The following is a 21,751-nucleotide window of genomic DNA, read 5'->3' on the forward strand; positions in this document are numbered from 1 at the left end:
CGCGCCCGGTGGCGCCTGTCGGTGCTCCTCACCGCCGATGGCTGCTCCCTGCCCTCCGTGCCGTCCTGGCGGGGGCCGCCACCGCTCCGTGGCAGCGGGCCCGATTGCGGATCGCCACGCACCGCGTGGATCACCCCCGGCAACTATCGACGCTGTGTACCACCCTCTCCACGCGCCTGCGGTTCGCGGGCCTGCGGGAACTGGAAAGCACTGTCTACGTCGTAGCCGCTGGCCGCGGTCGTGCCGCGTGCCGGCGGGTTGATGCTGCTGCTGGCGTTGCCGAAGCCCAGGATCTGCACGCTGATCACCGAAGGCTGGTTGCGCCGGGCATCCTCCTGGCTCTTGCGGATCACATCCTGTGCCGCCTGGCTGGCACTGCTGGCGGCGGCGCTGGCCGAAGCCAGCGCGTTGACGTTCACCGACGCCAGCACCGGCAGGCCCCTGCTGTCTCCCTGCACCTGGATGTTGGCCGCGTTGAGTACCTGCAGCGCGGCCAGATTGATGTTCCCCGAGACACGGATGCCCGCCTCGCCCGCATCGATGGTGCCCAGCGGCGCGATCAGATCCACATCGCCCGGCGCGACTTCCGCGATCGGATTGAGGGTGGCAATGCCCGCACCACTGGCCGGCGCCTGGGGCGACAGGATCACATTGCCCCAGGTGTCATAGACGCGCCGTGGCGGTGTGTACAACAGCGTGGTGCGCGAGCCGCGACCGGCATTGATGTCGCCCTGTTCCGACCACGCCAGGATGTCGCCACCGAAGGTGGTCATCACCCGCGACAGGCCCAGCAGCACGCTGTCCTGGCTGAACAGGCGGATATCGCCCTGCCCCTGGGTGACGAGGCCGGCAGTGGCAGGCGGCACCACCCCCTGTACACCCACCACGATCTGGCCTCCCGGTGCCATCAGTTCGATGTTGCCGCCCGCCTCGGTGCGCACACCGGAGCCACCGTACATCACGATATCGCCGGTTCGGTCGATCGTCGCACCGGCCGCATTCCTGTCCGGCATCAGCGTGGCGATGGCCTCGCGCCCGCGCAGATAGGAGCCGAAGCGCGCCCCTTCCGCATCGGTATACTCGCGTCCGCCTTCGCGCAGCTCGGCGTAGTAGATCTGGCGCAGGAAGATGCGCTGCTGTTCCTGCGGCAACGCATCGAACGCTGCCAGCGCTGCCTCGCCATCGGCGGCCATGCCGAAGCGTTGCTGCAGCCACTGCTTCAGTTCCTGGTCGTAGACCTTGACTGCCCTGCCCGGCTGCGACGCAAGCGATTGCGCGGGATCGGCCAGGTTTGCGGGATCCAGATAGCGGGCACGCAGGGCGGCGAAATCGATCTGCTGGTTGCCGGCCGTCAGCGCGATGCTGGCACCCGGACGGGTGTCACCCTGCACGATGCCACCGAGGCTGACGATGCTGCCCGCCTCCTCCTGGCGCAGCTGGCGGCCGGCACTGATCTCGACGTTGCCGGGGCCGGCGATCGTCGCGTCCAGATGCACGATGTCACGTCCCGCCGCCGCCACCGTGATATCGGTAGGCGCGCTGTTCAACGCGGTCATCGACACGCCGAGGATGTCCCGCCCTGCCCGCAGCTGCACCGCGCCTGCTGCCTCGAACCAGTTCAGCTGCGTGCGCTGCCAGGCGGTGCCGTCGAGCGTGCGTTGGGCGCCTGTCGCCAGGCCGATGATGTCGCCCTGCACGGCGTAGAAGCGGCTTGGTGCCAGTGCCGAGGAGACCGTGGACAACGGCGTACCCGGGCCGAACGCGAACAGCGGAAGCGATGCCTCCGGCGAGGCGATGTTGCCATCGACCGACAGGTTGTGCCGCGGGCGCGTCACATTACCGCTGGCATCGCGTTGCTCGGCAACGAATGCGGGGTCGAACGGCCCCGGCAGGCGCGCATCCGCGCCCGAGCGCGTGATCTGGGTCGCGCCGCTGCGGGCGAAGATGCTGCCGCCGGCCAGGACGTCCAGCCGCCCGGTGGCCGAGGGCGCCAGCAGGATCACATCCTGCGTCCCCGTCACGGCACTGATCCGGTCCAGCTTGATGTCACCCTGGGCGGCAACGGCGCTGAAGCGCGAAGGATAGAGCCAGTAGTTCAGCAGCTCCTCCCGGCTGCCCGGTGCCAGCGCAACCTGCTCGGGCCACAGATTGCTGCCGGTCACGTTCTCCGGCCCGGCGAGGCCCGGCGCGAGGTCACCACCGGCACTGAACAGATCAACGGCTGTGTTGGCGGTCCACAGGGAGAACCAGGTGCTGCCCGCAGCGCGGCTGCCGTTGTCCTGCACCACCGTGCTGTAGTTGGCCAGTGGAACCCGGCCGGCATCGGCGACGCCGCCGAGCACGACATCGCCCCGCGCCTGCAGCTGTGCGACCGCATCGCCCAGCACCAGCACCGGCCCGCCCATCGGGCGGGCGGCGTCGGCGGCGAACAGATCGGCCGCACGCAGCTGGCCCAGCGTCGCGTAGCTGTCCAGGGTGACCCCCATCGCACCGATGCGGCCTGCATCGAGCAGCAGGCTGCCACGCAGGTTGCTGAACGTCCCGTTGAGGTCAAGATTCTGTGCGGCTCTCGATGGATTGAGGCTGGAGATCGTCGCCTGCAGATTCGGGTTCAGCGCGCCACCGATGCGCAGCTGCAGGTCGCCGCCGCCGGTCAGGTGCAGCTGGCCATCACTGACACGGCCGGTCGATCCCACGGCGGCGATGATTGCACTCGAATGCGGCGCCGTCAGCGAGCCCAGCGCGTCACCCATCGCATCGCGTACGCCGGCGTGGCGCCCGGCCTCCAACATTAGGTTGCCACCGCCCAATGTGCCGAAGCCAGTGAAGCCCACCATCCGCGGGGTACTGCCGGCGATGGCCGACACGTTGGTGTACGTACCGAAATTCACCCACCAACTGGTCGGCACCGGCGCCACGCCGGTGGTGCTGCCGGTTCCCTGCCGCCACAGCCAATTGCCGACCGCGGCACTGGAGTACTGCGCCTGATCGCGTTCACTGCTACCCGACTCCGCGCGTGCGGTCCAGACATCACCGACGATATCGCGCCCGGCTTCGACGCGCAGGTTGCCGCCATGATCGGGATACCAGGCCTGGTATCCCGCGATTGCGGCGTCATAGCTGCCCGGCACCAGGTTCTCACCCAGCAGCGCGGTGTTCCAGGGCGCCGCCGCGCGCGGTGAATCAAACGCGGCGTCACGGCCCTCGCCGAGTGAGCTGGGCGTACCGGCGGTATAGACGCCGAACCCGGACTTCATCGCAACGTCGCCCGCCGCGAGCAGTTCCAGGTCGCCCTTGCCGGTGCGCAGGACACTCCAGGCCGGTGTACCGGCGCGCTTGCCGTAGGTGGTGACCTCGGTCTGGGTGCCACCGCCGGCACAGTAGCCCGGTGCCATTCCGCAGAATTCGTCCTCGGTCATGCCCAACAGCTCGGCGAAGTCCTTTGCCGGCGTGCCGACATAGGATTCATCGCCCCAGAAATCCAGCGAACCCTGCGCGGCGACCTGTCGCGGCGCGGGGCCGCAATAGCCATCGGAAAGCGCGCAGAACTCATCCTCGCTGAAGCCGAACATGTCTGCCAGCTCGGAAATCGGACGGCCGGCATAGGAGGTGTCGCCCATCCAGTCCAGTGACGCCTGTTCGGTCAGGACCCGGTCGCCCACCCAGATGATCTCGGTCGTCACGGTGCCGACCGAGCCCTGATGGGTATCGGCAAGCACCACGCTGCCGTCGCTTCCCCAGCGTCGCGAACGCGGATCCGCGGCGTCGTTGTCAGCCCCCGCCACCAGTGTCATGTCCCACGATGTCGTACCTTCGGCCAGCATCGGGGCAAGCGCCCAGTTGCGTCCCTGGTTGCCGTTGGCGTCGGCGGGACGCAGGTTCACCGGTGCGTCGCCGGGCAGCTCCACCTTGGTCAACGATGGTATGTACGCACCCACCTTGAGCTCGACTTCCCGTGCCAGGCGCAGGGTCACCGGCAGCATCGCGCCGGCCGGCCAGTCCTGGGCGGCCATCTGCACATCGCTGCGCAGGCGGAAGCCGGCCCCCAGTCGCGCGCCCGCCGCCAGCACCAGCGGCGCCTGCAATACCGTGCCGGCAGCAAGCAGCTGCCCCGACTCGGTGGTCACCGCCGCACCCAGCACGGTCCCTGCGGGCAGGCGAAGGTCCTGTGCGATCACCATCGCAACGGGCAACACGGTCCCGAGCGGAAGCGTGGTGGACTCGACCGGCACGTCATAGTTCAGGCGGGTACCGGCTCGGAACTCCGTACCGGGCTGCAGCCTCACGCCCTCCACCGGCACCACCAGGTCGCCGCCGAACGGGGTGTGACCGGCGGTGCCGTTGCGGCTCTCATGCAACTGCCATCCTGCCTCGTCCGGATTGGCCGGTGGCGGCGCGAAGCCATCGTTGATGCTGCCGTGCACGTTGATGTTGCCCTCCGCGCGCAGCACCAGCGACGCCGACTCGCCGAAGCCGCGCCGCGCCGGATCATTGCGATCGGCCTCAGGCCCATAGCGGTAGCCGGACAGGTCGATGTCACCGGATACGGTCAGGTCACCTCCGGGATTGGCCTCGCTGCGGCGGGCGAGGACCTGCACGCCGGGGCGCAGGCGATGCGAGCCCAGCGCAGCCGTGCGTTGTTGGAGGTCCGCATTGGCCAGCGCGCCGTCCATCCACGCGCGGTTGTCCGGATCGACGATCTGGTCCAGCCACTGCTGGGTGACGCGCTGCGCGCGGTTGCCGTTGACGTCGACAGTGTCCGCCAAGGGCGCGTCCTCATAGCGTCGCACCGCATTGACCTGGATATCGGCCGCACCTTCGACGCGCAGACCGTTGGCGACCGCTATCGCCGCATCGTTGCCGCCGATGCGGGGCGCATCGATCTTCAGGGTGCCGCGGGCCACGCCGTCGTTCTGCCCGAGGCCGCCGCCCACCGCCACCGCCGTGCCCGCGCGCAGGTCGAGATGGGCGCCGGCGCCGATGTCGATCCCGCCGGCGGCGCTGCCCAGTTCGATCGTGGCCCGGTTCGGGCTGTCGATGATCTTGCCCTGGCTGTCCACGCGCAGGCCGGTGCCATGCGTATCCAGCGTTCCCTCCACCTGCAGACCGTCACGTGCGTACAGGCGGATCGCGCCGACCTGCTCGCCACTGGCGTCGATGCGCCCCGCCACGCGCAGGCTGCCTGCGTCGAGGCTGATGTCGACCCTGCGCGCCTTCACCTCATCACCGATCAGAAGATCACCCTCACCGATCCGGAACGTGCGCCCGCCGGTGACACCGCCTGCGTTCAAGCGCTGGTTCAGGCCTGCGAAGTCCTGCAACGTGCCAGCGCGAACCACGAGGTCTGCGCCGTCGTAAGGCACCACGGTGCCACCTGCGTCGTAACGGCCACTGGCAGCCCCCTCGATGCCGCCGGCCAGATCGGCACTCCCGGCCAGGGCATTCACCGTCAGCCGTCCGCCGCGGTTGTTGCGCGCCGAGAGATCGATGCGTGAGGCGGCGTCAGTGCTGACGTCACCCGCATCGCTGGACAGCAGCACGTCGCCGCCCCAGCTGTACCGGTCCACGTCGTACAGCGTAACCCTGCGCCCTGCCAGGTCCAGCGCCGCCTGGCTGCCGAGCGCGATGCCTTCGCGTGCGCTCGCTGACAGGCGGCCGGAGGCCAGTGCGATCGTGCTGTCCAGCGCGATCCGCTCGGCATCGATGCTCAGTTCACTGCCCAGTGCGTCGCCGCCGGCCCTGCCGCTGCCGCCCTGCAGGCGGAAGTCGCCGCCGGTCCGTACCTGCAGCTGCGCACCCGGATCGGCCGTCAGCAGCGGCGTGTCGATGCCGATACTGCCACCGCTGTACTGCCAGCCCTTGTCCGCGAGATAGTCGCCGCGCTGCTGGTACACGTCCAGCGTACCCTGCGCGGAAAACAGCAGCTGCCCGGACGCGCTGAGGTTGAGCGCGCTGAAGCCGAGCACCTGGCGGTTCGCGGGCACCTCGGAGCTGGGACGGCTGAACGGGGCGCGCGCCAGCTGCAGGTTGCGGGTGACGATGTCCAGCTGCCCCGCGCCAAGCCGGTCCACCATGGGATCGGCCGGCGGCACCGATGCATCGCTGCCCGCCGCCTGCGTCGCCGCCAGCGAACCGTCCCAGACCAGTGTGTCCACCAGGATGCGCGCACGGTCGCTCGCCGCACCATAGCCATGGATGGCCTGCGCGCCCAGTACCAGCGTCTGCAGGCCACCGCGGCCGGTGGCACTGTCGCGCGCATCCAGGTCGACGCTGCCGAACACGTTGACCGAATCGCGTGCGACCAGGCTCAGCGTATCCAGCGCCGGCGCGCCGGTGGCATCATTGCCGCGCAGCAGCTGCTGCAGCACGGACTGGTTCATGGTCATGCCATTTGGCAACGCCCCTGCGGCCGCCGCCTGCGCGATCGCCTCGGCGCTGCCGAGGTTGAGCGCCGCCATGCTCACGCCCAGCTGGCGCGTGCCATAACGGGCGGAATCGCGCATCTGCAGCACGCCATCGGTGGCCACCCCGATGCTGCCATCGGATACCAGCCGTGCCTCGCCTTCGCAGTCCGTCTGGCAGCCGCCGATGTCGATCGCGACCGGCCCGGCCGCCACGCCGGTCGTACCGGTGATCAGGTTCAGGCGCTGGTTCGAGACGGCCAGCAGGCCGCCATTGACCTGATAGGGCACGGTCGGCGCGGACGCGGTGTCGCGTGCGAAAGACAAGGTGTCGAGTGTCGCCCCGGCTTCGACCAGGATACCGCTGCCACCGGACGCCGCAGCCACCAGTATCTCCGGTGCCTGCAGGCTCGCACCGGAGCGGATCGCCACATCGCGCACCGCGCCGGACACCGCCACCAGCGAAGCCGACTCGTTGAACTGTCCGCCGATCACCATGCGTTCCGGCCGCAGCGCATTCAGTGCGTCGTCGGTGAAGGTCGCGCCACGATCGTGTGCCTGCGACGGACTGCCGGCAGCGGCGACCTCCAGAGAACCCACGGCCGGGCTGGCGAGCGTGGCCACCAGGGTGCCGCCGCGTCCCTTTTCATTGGCCGCGGAGAAGCGCGCCGTGCCGGCGAAGTCGATGGCCGCGGTTCCCTCGCGGCCAGCGCCTTCACCCAGTGCCAGGGTCAGCCCCAGCGCATCGAGGGTCTGCCAGCCGCGCGCCTCGCCACGACGGTCGGCCGTGGCCTGCACGAAACTGTTGTAGCTGGTTTCGTTGTAGCCGGAATGCCGGCGCACCACCGCCGCCGGCGTCAGCAGGATGTCGGTGAGCAGCGGCGACGCCACCCCGCCCAGTGCCGATCCCTGCTGCCCGGACACGCGCCAGGTCCCGGTTCCGGTCTGGATCGGTTGCGGTACGCCGGAGATCCCCGTCGCACCCAGTTCGACGCGGAATGCACCCGGCTGCAGCGCGAAGCTCGCCGGCAGCAACGTGTAGGTGCCCGCAGGCAGGCCGGGAACGCCGGCGGGTACGGTGATCTGCTGGCCCACCGCCGGCGCAGCGAACCCATCATCACTGCTGGGTGCGAAGCTGCCGGCACGTCCCGGCACGATCGCGTACACCGGGTTGCCGGACGCACTGAACGCATAGCGCGGGTTGGCATCGGCCAGCGCGGTGCGCAGCACGTCGACGGAACCACCGCGGCCTGAGACAAACGCCGCGCCGGTCAGTTCGCCGCCACCTGACACGTCCAGCAGCGCACCGGCATGCACATCCACATCGTTGGCGGTTACGGTCACGCCCTTGGACGCAATGCCACCCGGCGTCAGTGATTCCAGGCTGCTGCTGCCTCTTCTCCACGACACGCCGTCCACGGTACCGCCATAGGGCAGCGCCAGACCTGCGCCACTGGTGGAGGTGATGCTGCCCGGCAACAGCTCGACCCGGCTGGCACGTGTGCCGCCCAGGACCAGGCCGCCCAGTTGCAGCGCCCCCATCGGCGCCTGCACGTTGCCGCCCTGCTGCACGGTCGCTGCCACCAGCTGCAACGCGCCCAGCGCTGACTCCGGCGGAGTGGCCGCCGCCGTGCCCGTACCCCGGATGCGCAGCACCGCATCCGGATCTGACCAGTATCCGGGCGTCGCCACGGTCGCCGCAGACGCACCCGCGACGAGGTAGCCCGTCGCACCGGAGGTGGGGTACAGGCGGGCGGCACTCACGTCCATCGACCCGCTCGCCATCAACGCACTGATCGATCCGCCGTTGGACACCGCGTTGAGCAGCCGCACGTCGCTGCGGCTGTCCAGCACGACCTGGTTGAAGCCGGGCAGCCAGGTGACATCACGGATGTCGATCAGATCCGCCCTCGCCGACAGCACGTGGTCGCCTTCCGCAGCCGACGCTACGGTATCGGTGACCACCAGGTTCTCACCCGGCAGCGACTGCCAGTGCGACTGCGCCAGCAGCAGGTGCGGAGCACTCAGCGAAATGCCGCTGGACTGCGGTGCTGCCACGGCCATGCCGAGGCTTGACTGCCCCTGTCCGTAGATGCGCAGGCTCTGGCCCATGCGCAGGTCGACATCGCCCTCCGCGCGGACGTCACCGAACACGGACAGGGTGTCGAAGCCACCGGCCTGGATCTGCTCCACCGACAGCGCCGCGTGCCCGTACTCCAGCCGGTCCGGCAGCACCGCGTCGACCGGGCTGCGCTGGCTGAGCGTGATGCCACGCGCGCGCAGTACCTCCTCGCTCGCACCGCGCGCATGAACGCTGCCACCAAAGGCTACGCCCAAGGTGCCGCCACGCGCGCTACTGCCGCCGGCAGAGGCATCCATTGCGCCGTCCAGGTACAGAGCGTTGGCCGAACGCAGCACGATCTGCCCTCCGTCGCTGTCCACCCGGGTCCGTCCCTTCCCGTCGACATGCAGCGGCGCCGAGGCGCCCGCTGCCCGCAGCTGCGCGCCACGCTCGAGCACGACGAAGGCTTCAGGCGGACGGTTGTCCACCGACGCACAGCTCTCCCAGTCGAGCGCGCCGCCGATCTCGATGCGCCCGCCGGCCCGCACCTGTCCCTGCAGGCGGCCACCGGCATCGGCCAGTGACACCGCATCCGCGCTGGCATCCAGCAGCGCACCGTCGGCGAACCGCCAGGTCCGTTCGCTCCGCTGCCCGGCATACAGCGTGGTCGGCAGGCGCACATCGTCGATGCTGATGCGTCCCCCCTGCGCACGCAGCGTACCTTCCACGTCGATGTTGCCGGCGCCGAGCAGGGAGATCGCCTGCCCCGGGTCGACCTCGATCAGTGCGGCCTTGCCCACCCGCAGGTCGCCGCCGACGCTGTTGCGATCCGAGCGCAGGCTCACGCTGGCACCGCTGCGCTGGCGGACCAGCCCGCTCAGTGGATCGGCACTGTAGAGCGGTGCCAGCCAGCTCTCCAGTGCCTCTTTCCGATCCGTCGCGGTGCGCGCGTCCGCGGTCATCCGAAGGCCCGGCATGCGCGCTGCCAGCTGCGTGCCATCGGCAACCTCCAGCCCTTGATGGCCATTGATGTCGTATTGGGCAAAGCCACTGCCGAACAGGCCGGCATCCACCTGCAGCGCTGCTGCGTCCGCCGGATCCGCATCGCCCACCCGCACCCGGCCACCGGTGCCCAGCGAGAACGTGCCGCTGCCCTGGCCACGGCCGCTGAACCGGCTGCCCTCGCCCAGCTGCACCCGGCCGCTGCCGTCCGTTGCAACCGTGCTGCTGTTCGCCTGCAGACTGATGCTGCCCCCTTTGCCGACATGCCCCTTGCCGCGCAGGTCCAGCGCGGCGCCGGCCTCGACGTCGACCGTCGCCCCCGCGCCCACGCTCACGTCATGGCTGTTGCCCAAGCTCAGGCGGCCGCCATCCGTCCAGGCACCACCCGCATCCAGCGGCTCTCCCAACGCTGCGTTGCTCCATTCACCGGCAAGATCGATGCGGGTACCGTCGGCAATAACGGTGCGTGCGCGGCCATCGTTCAGCAGTGCCGTCGGCCTGCCCTGCACCTCCAGCAGGTTGCCCGCCGACAGCTGGCCGCCGGCAATGCCGATGTCGCCCGCCAGTTCCACCTCGCTGCCGGTCAGATTCAGCTGTCCGCCCGCCTGCAACCGAAGACGGCCGTCAATGCTGATGCGATCGGCGCTCGCCAGATCGATCCGCCCCCACTGCTGGGCACTCAATGCTGCGATGTCCAGCCACACCGTGTCGCGCCGCTCCTCCCCGACCGGTGCCAGCAGTGACCACGCCGCCGTCTTCGGCGCATTGTCATCCACGCGCACGTCCGAACCGAACACCCCGCTGCGGCCCTGGCCGTCATAACGCCCGAGGTAGAGCTGCGCATTGCGTGCTGCCGCCGTCTGCGCCTGTGCATAGCCGTCCAGTGCGGCATCAGGCCGGCGGTTCTGCTGCGCGCCCTGGAAGGTGGCGGTCTCCACACGGCCCTCCAGCACCGCCGTCGGGGCGGAGACGATCAGGCGTCCTGCATCGCGGCCGACCGTATACCCGTTGTCGACACGCTGCGCCGCGAACACGACCGGATCGCGGAACGTCTCGGTGACGCCCCAGCGCTCCTGTTTCACCTCATGGCCGTTGTACACCCCGTCGAACAGCATCTCCGCCGGTGCGTCATCAAGGCGGTACACCTGGCCATCCACGCCGCGCACCCAGCTCTGCCGGATCACGCCGCTCTGCACATCCAGGCTGCCACCCGCAAGGTTGATGCGTGACCCACCATGCGTGATCACTTCACTGCCACCCAGCAGGACGGTGCCTCCCTGCGCGGCCCATTCGCCGATCGAATGTCCCTGGTTGTCGAGGTAGCCGCCCACTTCCAGCAGGCCGCCTGCGGCATACCAGCGCTCACCATCGTAGCCCCCGGTTCCGGCTGGCACGTGGATGAGCCTGCGGCGGTCGACCCAGACCTCGCTGCTGGTCAGCTTGCCGCTGTCGCGGTTGTCCAGCGCATCGCGCAGTTCGTTGCCCTGCACCTTGATCTGGACATTGTTGCTTTCCATCGAGACCTGCACGCCCACGGCGCCCGACACGTCCACGCGTGCTGCATCGTCGACGTAGCTGCGGGCCGCCGCATCGGCGATGACCTGGCCGCCCGTGGCAACCGTGAGCGAATCGGGGCGGAAATGGATGGTGCCACCGGAAACGATCTCCACCCGCGACTGATCGCGTCGGTCGTTGTGCTGGGAGAGATTGTCGAAGGTTGCCGAGCGCGCACCCGCGCGGATCGCATCCTGCTCTGCCGATTCCCTGATGAGGCTGTCGCGCTGGGTGTCCAGTGCCGTGGCCTTGCCATCGTCCTCGATCAGCACCGCCGTGGTCGATCCATCGGCGAGCGTGACGGTGCTGCCGGTATCACTGGCCGAGGTCAGAAGATGCACGGTGCCGCGCTGTGCGAGCGTCGTGCTGGCCACGGCAACGCCGGCCTGCTCGACGTTGCGTCCGGCCAGGGTCACGTCACCCTCGCGGGCACGCAGCAGGCCGGTATTGCGCACGCTGCCCGCGGTACTGTCGGCGATGAAGCGCGGCGCGATTTCATTGCCACGCGTGGTGGAGCTGGTATTGGCTGCGGTGCCGACGCCGCGCCGGATCACGAAACTGTCGCCGGCAGCCAGCTGCACCTGGCCCTTTCGCGCCTCGATCTGGCCGGCGTTCTCCACGCTGTGTCCCGCCAGCAGCACGTAACCGCCGCCACGCGTGGCGCTGGTCGGCTCGTGGGTCGCGATACGTGCGCCCCGCTCCACCATCACCTTGCCAGCGGCATCGCTGAGGGCGGCCGTATTCGTATCCGCGCTGTACAACCCGGTGTCGCGGAACTGGCCATCGCTGATGCGCGCCGCCGCCGCGACCAGGTTGCGGACGTTGACCTGGCTGTTGTTGCCGAACACCACGCCGTTGCGGTTGGCCACGAACACGGTGCCGCCCGCGGTGAGCTGGCCGAGAATCTGGCTGGGCCGCGCATTCGGATCGTTCACCCGGTTGAGCACGGCCCAGTCCGGGTTCTGCAGGAAGTTCAGCGTGGTGTTGCCGCCGATATTGAAGGTCTCCCAGTTCAGGATCGCCTTGTCCGCGGTCTGCTCGATGCTGACCTGGACACGTCCGTCACTGCCCTGTGACTGGATCGCCTCGCGGGCGTTGATCCAGCCCCGGGTCAACGGATTCTCATCGACCTTCAACCCGTCCCTGCCCAATCCGTCGGCAACGATGAACCCGGCCTCCCGCCGCGATTGCCGCGCCTGATCCTGCAGGCGCTGCTGCAGGGCGATGGCCTGCGCGGCGGTGCCGAGATTGTCGATCGACTGCTGCAGCTTCTGCCGCGCAGCATCCTGCTGCTGGGCCGGCAACTGGAACTGGATGGGCACGCCGTTGGGCATGCGCCCGCTCTGGGTGGCCGCGCCCTGCGCTGCGCCGCGTTCGGCGAACCAGGCCGGGCTGAACGCCTGCTGGGCCTGGCTGGCCGGGGCGACCACGCTTCCCAGTGCGACCGCGATGGCCCAGGCCATCGGATGATTGCGGCGCATCGGCGCGGCCGGATGAACAGCGGACGGGAGCGGGTGCGACATCGTAACCTCATCAACCTGGTGGACCGCACTGGCGGCGGTGATCGCAGACACGCGCAACGCATGCCCTGCCACTGATAGACGGTTCGCATGACATGAAGCCGACAGCGTGCAGGGGGCGATGGCGCTGCACGCCGCACGGCGGAAATGGCGACGCCGGCCACAGGGGCCGGCGCCGGGTCAAACAGGGTTCACGCGGTGCTGCGGATTACAGCGGACGGCCGATGCCCGCACAGGTGCTGGGATTGTTCAGGCCGGCTGCGCTGCTGGCCAGCACGAAGCGGTTGCGGATCGCATCGCGCCAGGCCTTGGTCAGCGGGATGAAACCATGGCCGGTGATCGACGCCTCGTAGGCCGCCGGGTAGGTCGCCGGATAATGACGGGCCAGGAAGCCGCGCAGGCTGGTGGCAACCGCCGAATCCTTGTAGCACTGGCCGATCACCAGGTTGGTGTAGCCGGCAATCGGATAGCCGGCCGAGGGGTTGCCGAACACCGGCACCCAGTTGGCGGGATTCTCGGCGGCGGTGCCGGTCGGCGGAGCGACGGTATCCAGGGTGGCCTGCACGCTCACCTGGTCCGGCGAGAAGCCCTTGACCTTGGCAACCTTGGTCGCATCGGTCAGGCTCGGGATCACGTCCGGACCGACATAGCCGATGCGGCCGTCCGCCGCATAGACAGCGTTGTACAGCGAGGTGCCGCCCGTGGCCGGCGCGGCGACCAGGAACGCCGGCAGGTTGTTGTTGGCATCGCGCTTGTACAGGTCGGCGAAGGTCGACTTCACGGCGAACGTGCCGCCGACCAGGTTCGAGGTCGCAGCCGGCTCAGCGGCGCAGGCCGCAGCCAGGAAGCGGGTGAACATTTCGCTGGTGCCGCTGCTTTCGGTGCGGTAGACCACGCGGATCGGACCGCTGCGGTTGGCGTCGATGGTCGACCAGTCACTGATCGCGCCGGAGAACACGCCGCAGATCTGCGCCACGCTCAGGTTGACGGCCGAACCCGGCTTGTTGAACGGGATGGTCACCGAGGTGGCCACCGACGGCACCTGGATCAGGGCGCCGTAGCGGTTGGCATTGGTCGACTGGTTGTAGTTGGTGGTGTAGGTGCTCAGTTCAGTCGCGCTCAGCACCGAGTCGCTGCCAGCGAAATGCACGGTGCCGGTGGTCGAGAACAGCGCCGAATTGTTCTCCAGGAACGCCTTCTTGCCGGTGCCCGAACCGGTCACGGCGTAGCTGAAGTTGGCCGGCAGGATGCTGTCAGCCTGGCCCTTGTAGAGGTCGGCCGGCAGCGATGCACCACCGCCGGTAACGGTCTGCGCCGACGCGGCGCCGGCAGTGGCGAGCAGCGCGGTGGCAACCAGCGCGGCCAGAGTCTTGTACTTGTACATGATCTTCTCCTGAAGGGTTTGCTGCGAAGGGAAACGCCAAGGGAGGAACGGTCACTACACGCCTGCTGTCGCTGAGGGCCTCCCAGCCCGCTCCGCGACGACAGGCTCATGCTCGTCCGTGCCGATGACAGGCCGCTTAAGAAACCTGTGGAAGATCGAGAAAAGGTATGGAGGATTGTGTGGAGAAGCGTGGCCTGTGCGCCGCACGCCCGTCACTGCACGAGCTGGTTCATTTCCATGATCGGCATCAGCACCGCCAGCACGATGGTCAGCACCACTCCGCCCATCACCAGGATCATGGTCGGTTCGAGCAGTGCGGTCAGCGCCATGGCGCGCCGCTCGATCTCGCGCGAGAGGGTCTGCGCGGCGCGATCCAGCAGGGGCGCAAGTGTGCCGGTCTTTTCACCACTGGTCACCAGATGCACCAGGATCGGCGGATAGATCTTCTGCACCTTCAATGCAGCGCCCAGTGCCGCGCCTTCACGCACGCGCGCGGCAACATCCTCGGCACAGCGCGCCAGCAGCGTGTTTCCCAGTGTCTGCCGCGCTGCCTCCAGCGCACGCAGCAATGGCACGCCGGCATCGAGCAGGATGGCCAGCGTCGAGGCGAAGCGCGCACTGTTCACGCCAAGCACGAAGCGGCCCATCACCGGTACGCGCAGCAGCATCGCATCCCAGCGCAGGCGCAGATCGGTGCGGCGCAACGCCAGCCGCCATGCTGCAACCAGCAGGCCGATGCCCAGCGCTGTCCATGCACCCCAGCTGCGCACGAACGCGCTGGCGGCCAGCATCACCTGGGTCAGCATCGGCAGTGTCTGTCGTGCCTGCACGAACGCCGTCACCACCTGCGGCACCACATAGCTGAGCAGGAAGATCACGATCGCCACCGATACCAGACTGATCGCCGCTGGATAGATGAACGCCGTGAGCACCTTGGCCTGCAGCGCATTGCGCTCCTCGATGTAATCGGCCAGGCGTTCCATCACCCGCGCCAGGTCGCCCGAGTCCTCGCCGGCGCCGACCAGGGCGCGATAGATCGGCGGGAAGTCGCGCGGCCGGGCCGCCAGGGCCACGGTCAAGCGCTGACCCGCACGCACATCGGCGCGCACCGAGGTCAGCGCCTGAGCCACATGCGGTCGCTCTGCCTGCTCGATGACGGCGCTCAATGCGCCCTCCAGCGGCAGGCTGGCGGCGAGCAGGCTGGCCAGCTGGCGGGTGGCCCAGGCCAGTTCGCTCGCTGAAAGCCGGCGTGTTCCCCAGCCCCCGCCTGCGCCGCGCGCGGGGCTGACCTGCACGGGCGTCAGCCCACGCCCGCGCAGCAGCTGGCGCGCGCCACGCGGGCTGTCGGCATCCAGCTGGCCCTTTTCGATGCGTCCCTGCGCGTTGGCGGCCTGGTAGTCGAACAGCGCCATCGTCGCGTCAACCGTCGCCGCTGACGCGCAGGATTTCCTCCAGCGTGGTCAGGCCGCTGTCGACCCAGCGCTGGCCGTCCTCGCGCAGGCTGCGCATGCCGGCGGCCCGTGCCGCCTGGCGCAGCGCGGGCTCGCCCTGCCCTTCATGGATCAGCGCGCGCACCCGATCATCGACCACGAACAGCTCATGGATGCCGGTTCGCCCGCGGTAGCCGCTGTGTGCGCAGGCTGCGCAGCCCACTGCCCGCCACACCGTGCGACCGTCGGCATCGACCTCCGCGCGCCGGCACTGCATGCACAGGCGCCTTACCAGCCGCTGTGCCAGCACACCGCGCAGCGAAGACGCCAGCAGGAACGGCTCCACCCCCATGTCTGCCAGCCGGGTCACTGCCGAGATCGCATCGTTGGTATGCAGCGAGGCCAGCACGCCATGACCCGTCAGTGACGACTGCACGGCGATCTGCGCGGTTTCCAGGTCGCGGATCTCACCGATCATGATGGTGTCCGGATCCTGGCGCAGGATCGCGCGCAGGGCGGTGCCGAAGGTCATCCCGATACGCGCATTGACCTGGATCTGGCCGATGCCCGCGAAGTCGTACTCCACGGGATCTTCCACGGTGAGGATGTTGCTGGTGCTGCTGTCGAGCTGGCCGAGCGCTGCGTACAGCGAGGTGGTCTTGCCACTGCCGGTCGGGCCGGTGACCAGCACGATGCCGTGTGGCTGGCGGACCAGGCCGGTGAACGTGGCCAGGGTGTCGTCGGCCATGCCAAGGCGCTGCAGCTGCAGCCGGCCGGCATCCTTCTCCAGCAGGCGCAGCACCGCGCGCTCGCCGTGCCCGGTCGGCACGGTGGACACGCGGATGTCCAGCGGCCGGCCGCCTACGCGGAGGGCGATGCGCCCGTCCTGTGGCAGGCGCTTCTCGGCAATATCCAGGTGCGCCATGATCTTGATGCGCGACACCAGGGCGGCATGCAGGGCGCGCCGCGGCTGCACCATGTCGCGCAGCGTGCCATCGACACGGTAGCGGACCACCGAATGGGTCTCGAACGGCTCGATGTGCAGGTCGCTGGCGCCATCGCGCGCGGCCTGTGCCAGCAGCGCATTGATCATGCGGATCACCGGCGCGTCATCCTGTGCATCCAGCAGGTCGGTGATCTCCGGCATGTCCTGCATCAGCCGGTCAAGGTCGACTTCGCTCTCCGCCGCGCCGACGACCGCCGCGGCGTCGCCGCCGTCACGATACTGTTCGCCCAGCCGCTGCTGCCAGGCCGCACTGTCCAGTTGCTGGAACGGCAGGGGTCCATGCCGGCGGCGAAGCTCGGCGACAGCCCAGGCCGGCGTCTCGGCGGTACCCAGCAGGACCGGCCCATCATCCGTGTCGGCCAGCAGCACACCGTGGCTGCGCACCCAGGCATACGGCAGTGATCGCAGATCGTTGGCCACGGTCACGGCCCGATCACCAGCTCCGGGGTGTATCCCAAGCCCCGCAGCTGCTGCAGGGCCGGGTCCAGCTGTGCCGGATCGCGTGGCAGTCGCACCCGCAGGCGCTGACCCGCTGCGCCGGGTGTGGCTTCTGCGTACGCCTGCAGCCCCAATGCCCGCACCTGCGCCACCGCCTGCGCGGCGCGTGCGGGGTCCAGGCCCTGCGCGAACTGCACATGTTGCGCGGTGCCCTCGCCGGTCGGGTACAGGGCGGCCAGACTGGTGTTCTGCAATGGTCGCCCCTGGCCGTCGCGCGCGTTGCCCTGGCCGAGCGTACCCAGGTCCTGTGGCGGCAGCTGCGGCGCCGACAGCGCCGGCAATGCCCAGCTCTGCACAGGCTGTGCACCGGCCTGGGCGTTGCGCATGTAGTCGTAGCGATCGCGGGTCAGGCGCTGGCCGGCCGCCGGGTCACGCACCACGTGCGGTCGCAGGAACACCATCAGGTTGGTCTTGGCGCGCCTGCGCGTGTCGCTGCGGAACAACGCGCCCAGTACCGGAATCCGGCCCAGGCCCGGCACCGCGTCGCGACCGTGGCTGACGCTGTCCTCGAGCAGGCCGCCCAGCACCATGATCTGGCCGTCGTCGAGCAGCACGCTGGTGTCCAGTGCCCGCTTGTTGGTGATGATGCCCTCGCTGCTGGAGCTCTGCCCGTCGATGCTGCTCACTTCCTGATAGATGTCCAGCTTCACCGTCCCGCCTTCGGAGATCTGCGGGCGTACCCGCAGCTTCAGGCCGATGTCCTCGCGCTCGATGGTCTGGAACGGATTGTTGCTGCCACCTCCGCCGTCGGTGACATAGCGGCCGCTGACGAATGGAACGGTCTGGCCGACCATGATGCTGGCGGCCTCGTTATCCAGCGTCATCAGGTTCGGCGTGGACAGGATGTTGGCACCGCCCTTGCTCTGCAGCGCGTTGGCCAGTGCCTTCATGTTGAGGATCTGGCCCACGCCCGGCAGCGTGATGGTGCCATCGATCACGCCCACGTTGAGTCCATCGCGCGGCAGCACGTCCAGCGTGGTGCGCGCGGTGCCATTGAGGCCGCTGCCGCCGGTCGCACCACCGAAGTGGGTGCCTGCGAACGTACGGCCATTGCCCAGCATCCACTGCACGCCCAGTTCAGCGGCATCGGTCTGGTTGACTTCCACGATCAGGCTTTCCACCAGCACCTGCGCGCGCCGCTGGTCGAGCTGGTCGATCACCCGACGCAGGTTGCGGTACACCGGCTCCGGCGCCGAGATCAGCAGCGTATTGGTGGCGACATCGGCCTGTACGGAGATGCCGTTCTGGCTGAAGCCACTGCTGCCGGCATCAGCGGGGTCGCGCCGGTCCGGATCGAGCCGCTGCGACGGCAGCGCATTGCCCGTGGCCCCGGCCTGCTGCGGCTGCGGCTGCGGCTGCGCGCTGCGAGCGGCCCCGCCAGGCAGCGGCGTGATGCCCTCGCTGCTGCCCATCGCCTGCGCGTCGCTCTGCCCGGCCACCACGCCACGCAGCACACCCGCCAGCTGGGTGGCCTGTGCATTGCGCAGATAGACCACATGCAGGTTGCCGGACTCGTCCTGTGCCCGGTCCAGCTTCTCCACCAGCTGGCGTGCCAACCGCGTGCGCCCCGGGCTGCTGGAGCGCAGCAGCACGCTGTTGCTGCGCGGATCGGCCATCACCATCACCTTCTGGCCCGGCTCGGCGCCCTGCGCATCCAGCAACGGTGCGACCATCGCGGCCACATCCACGGCGATCCCCTGCTGCAGCTTGACCACGTCGGTGTCCATGCCAGCCGGGGTGTCCACACTGGCGATCACCCGCGCGATGCGTTCCAGATTGTCGGCATAGTCGGTGATGACCAGCGTATTGTTGCCCGCGTTGGCGGTGATCGGGTTGTCCGGACTGATCATCGGCCGCAGCACCGCGACCAGTGCGGCCGCATTCTCGTAACGCAGCGCGAAGGTCCGTGTGGCAACCTCTCCACCTGCCGCTCCGCCACCTACCCGGCCGCCCAGCAGCTTGGCATCGGCCTGTGGCACGACCCGGCTGATGCCACCGTTCTCGACCACGGCGAAGCCACGCATGCGCAGTGCGCCGAGCAGAAGCTGATAGGCCTGCGCGCGACTGACAGGACCATCCGATACCACCGTCATCTTGCCGGTCACGCGTGGATCGATCAGGAACTGGCGGCCGGTGAAACGCGCTGCCATCCGCAGCACGCCACCGATATCGGTATCCACCAGATTCAACTGAACCGGCTCGTCGCTGGCATCCTGCGCCCATGCCGGCGCGGGCAGGTGGAGCATCCCCACGACCAGAGCCAGCACCGCGCCACAGGCAAGACCGTGCATCGACCTCATCGAAGCTCACCCGCAACGGCCTTCATCACGATACTTCCTGAAATGCGTGCCGCCGGCATATCCGCGTCCCCTGTGCGTTGCAGTTGCAGTCGTTGCAGTTCGATGGTCGGGTCGGCCAGTAGCGGCAGGAGCCAGTTCCAGAGCACATCGGCGGGCACCGACTGCACCTGCACGTGCCAGCGTCCCTCGCGCGCGTCGACCCGCACGGCATCGGCAAGGCCGGCGGCGGCGATCCGCGAACGCAGGCTGGTCAGTGTCGGCCGCTGCTCCCGGGCCAGGCGCTGGCGCTCGCGCGCGTCCAGCAAGGGCGCCAGTGCCCGCATCTGTGCCTGCAGGCGCGGCAGCTCAACCTGCCAGTAGCTGCGCTGCTTCAGCAGGGGCTCCAGCCAGAATGCCCACAGCGCAGCGGCCAGCAGTGCACCCACCATCGTCGTCAGCATGACGCGTTCGCGTAGCTGCAGGCGCCGCCAGCACTGCGACAGCGCCGCGATGCCGCCTTCCATCCACGCAGTCCGTACCCTCATCGGCTGCCCCCGGTGCTCAGCCGCAGGCGGCCACCGCCCTGGCGGACCAGCTGCAGGCCCTGCGCCTGCGCCGCCTGCTGCCATCGTTCCAGATGCTGCGCATCATCGGCCAGCGCCTGCGCATCGGCGTCCAGTTCCAGTTCAAGCGCGCCGGGCGTGTAGTCCATGCCGCGAACGCGGCCGGCCAGCTCCGGAACCGCCTGCAATGCCAGCGCGACCTGTTGCTGTATCCGCGGCAGTGGAGCCGTCTGCACCGGTGCGGCCAACGCACGCCGTGCCTGCAGGACCGGATCCAGTACCTCGGTGATTTCCGGATACTGCGCGCTGAACTGCCGCGTCATTTCCCGCTGCAACGCCTCACCTTCGCCGCGCCAGCGCGAGACCTGCAACTGCAGGCCCGTCGCGGCGAGCACCCCGGCCGCCAGTGCCAGCCCGATCGCCACTCGTGGCAGGCGTCGTCCGCCGCGCTGCAGCGGTAGTGCCCATGCCGGCAGCGGGCCGCTGGCCTCGCTGCCCGCGGCCACTGTGCTGGTCTGCAGGTGTCCGGGCCAACCCGAGGGCACCGCATGCACCCATTGCACGGCCTGCACGCCGGCCTGCTGCAGGCGCAGGGAGGTTGCCTGCAGCACGCCTGCCACGTCGCGCCCGCCACTCCACTGCACGAAGCCGCGGTCGCGCCCGCTGCGTACCAGCAGGTGCTCGCCCTTCGCCTCCAGCGTGGCCCGCCCCTCCGTCCACGGCAGCAGCAGCGGCGTCGGGTACAGCCCCTGCAGGCTCAGGCCGCACGACGCCAGCAGCTGCTGCGCCTGGGCCACGGCCTGCTGGCCCAGCCATGCCACCGGCACGGTCCCGTCTGCCGCCTGCGGCCCATTGGCCAGCGCAACATCCTGCAGGTCGTCCAGCAGCATCGCCTCCACCTCGCCCTGCAGCGCGGCCTGCAGCCGGCGACCTGACAGCGGCGGCAGCTGCAGTTCCAGCAGGATCAGGTCATGCGGATCGAGGCAGGCGTGCACCTGTGCCTGCGGATGGCGCTGTCCCAACGCCGATAGCGCCTCGCAGCCATGCGCCGCCACGTCACCGCGTTGCAGTTGCGCCCACTCCACCCGGCTGTCGGCCTGCAGTCGATCCAGCGCCGGCAGGCGCACCCGCAGCTGCACGCTCATGCGCCGATCCTCGTCCATACACGCTGCACGCGCACGCTGTCATCGCGGTACTCACGCCAGATCAACGCGCGGAAATCGACGTCGCGGTCGTCTGCCTGGACCTGTCCGACCGCCAGGAACCATTCGCTGTGGATGCCCAGCGGCATCACCGACATCTGCTCGCTGCTCACCTGCAGGCGGTTGGCGATATCACCGCGGTTGAGCAGCCAGCGGCCGCCGTCGCGCTCGTCCACCAGCGCCCGCAGCCGGCCCGGATCAGCGCCGGGTGCAACCGCCTGCAGCACGGCCAGGTCAGTCGTATTGGCGTTGACCAGCGTCTGCGCCGGCAACACCACCGTGCGCCGGGACAACGCCCGGACGGCGCGTGGCTCGGCACCGGCCAGCGCCTGCCCGATCAGGGCTTCGCGCGGCAGGGGCGCCTGCGCGGCGCGATCACCGTCGCGCAGCCGTGCCTGGATGTGGTCCGCGGCACCGCTGCATGTAGCCGCAGACACCCCCTGCTCCACGCACAGCGCCACGAAGGCCTGCCGCGCCTGCGCATCCGGTTGGCCCTGCGACAACAGGTTGCGCAGGTTGAACAGCGACTGCGCGTCCACCATCTGCAGGCGCACCGGCAGCGGCGCATCCAGCTGCACCGGCCGTGCCCAGCGACCGTCGCGCACGGTGGTCAGCTGCTCGCGCGCGTCGTCACGAAGCTGCTGCCCCGCGCGCTCCAGCGCGGCATCCACGGCCATGCGTACCTGCGCCCGCAGCTGGTCGCCACGCAGCGCACGCAGCTGCGCGGCCTGGCGGGTCAGCAGCGCGGTCGCGATCACCGCCACCAGCGCGACCACCAGCATCGCGACGATCACCGCCATGCCCTGCTGGCGACGACACGGAAAGGCTGCCATCGGAGGCGACATCGGTG

At 69.3% G+C, this 21,751-nt stretch carries 8 protein-coding genes; all 8 read right to left on the reverse strand.

The annotated features are described in order from the left end of the window. Positions 1-143: 143 nt before the first annotated feature. Positions 144-12,542 carry a filamentous haemagglutinin family protein gene (locus N5J29_RS01875; RefSeq protein ID WP_279924087.1) on the reverse strand — a complete coding sequence of 4,133 codons (12,399 nt, stop codon included), beginning with the start codon at positions 12,540-12,542 and terminating at the stop codon, positions 144-146. Positions 12,543-12,747: 205 nt separating this feature from the next. Next, a complete protein-coding gene (locus N5J29_RS01880; RefSeq protein WP_053516316.1) occupies positions 12,748-13,923 on the reverse strand; it encodes a substrate-binding domain-containing protein in 1,176 nt (391 codons plus the stop codon). 212 nt (positions 13,924-14,135) lie between these two features. Then, complete coding sequence (gene gspF / locus N5J29_RS01885) at positions 14,136-15,335, reverse strand: type II secretion system inner membrane protein GspF (RefSeq protein WP_164152852.1); 1,200 nt, start codon at positions 15,333-15,335, stop codon at positions 14,136-14,138. Positions 15,336-15,342: 7 nt separating this feature from the next. Beyond that, positions 15,343-16,779, reverse strand: coding sequence for a type II secretion system ATPase GspE (gene gspE / locus N5J29_RS01890; protein ID WP_275576339.1), 1,437 nt, complete (start codon positions 16,777-16,779; stop codon positions 15,343-15,345). A gap of 2 nt (positions 16,780-16,781) precedes the next feature. Further along, the gene (gene gspD, locus N5J29_RS01895) at positions 16,782-19,157 is read right to left on the reverse strand and encodes a type II secretion system secretin GspD (RefSeq protein WP_164152854.1); all 2,376 of its coding nucleotides are present in this window, start codon (positions 19,155-19,157) and stop codon (positions 16,782-16,784) included. After that, complete coding sequence (gene gspM / locus N5J29_RS01900; RefSeq protein ID WP_065176113.1) at positions 19,154-19,681, reverse strand: type II secretion system protein GspM; 528 nt, start codon at positions 19,679-19,681, stop codon at positions 19,154-19,156. Before gspM ends, gspD begins: the two co-directional genes overlap by 4 nt. Then, entirely contained in the window at positions 19,678-20,844 is a 1,167-nt protein-coding gene (gene gspL / locus N5J29_RS01905; RefSeq protein WP_164152856.1) for a type II secretion system protein GspL, read from the reverse strand. The genes gspM and gspL overlap by 4 nt, the downstream gene beginning before the upstream one ends. Then, positions 20,841-21,701 (reverse strand): type II secretion system minor pseudopilin GspK, encoded by an 861-nt coding sequence (gene gspK, locus N5J29_RS01910; RefSeq protein ID WP_154582314.1) that lies wholly within the window; start codon positions 21,699-21,701, stop codon positions 20,841-20,843. Before gspK ends, gspL begins: the two co-directional genes overlap by 4 nt. Positions 21,702-21,751: the final 50 nt, after the last annotated feature.

The organism is Stenotrophomonas sp. GD03680 (genome assembly GCF_029844625.1).
In the GTDB taxonomy this organism is placed as follows: domain Bacteria; phylum Pseudomonadota; class Gammaproteobacteria; order Xanthomonadales; family Xanthomonadaceae; genus Stenotrophomonas; species Stenotrophomonas maltophilia_P.

Coding starts and splice junctions, on each gene's coding strand:
- N5J29_RS01875 (WP_279924087.1), bottom strand. CDS start 12,542: ATGTCGCACCCGCTCCCGTCCGCTGTTCATCCGGCCGCGCCGATGCGC.
- N5J29_RS01880 (WP_053516316.1), bottom strand. CDS start 13,923: ATGTACAAGTACAAGACTCTGGCCGCGCTGGTTGCCACCGCGCTGCTC.
- gspF (WP_164152852.1), bottom strand. CDS start 15,335: ATGGCGCTGTTCGACTACCAGGCCGCCAACGCGCAGGGACGCATCGAA.
- gspD (WP_164152854.1), bottom strand. CDS start 19,157: ATGAGGTCGATGCACGGTCTTGCCTGTGGCGCGGTGCTGGCTCTGGTC.
- gspM (WP_065176113.1), bottom strand. CDS start 19,681: ATGAGGGTACGGACTGCGTGGATGGAAGGCGGCATCGCGGCGCTGTCG.
- gspL (WP_164152856.1), bottom strand. CDS start 20,844: ATGAGCGTGCAGCTGCGGGTGCGCCTGCCGGCGCTGGATCGACTGCAG.
- gspK (WP_154582314.1), bottom strand. CDS start 21,701: ATGGCGGTGATCGTCGCGATGCTGGTGGTCGCGCTGGTGGCGGTGATC.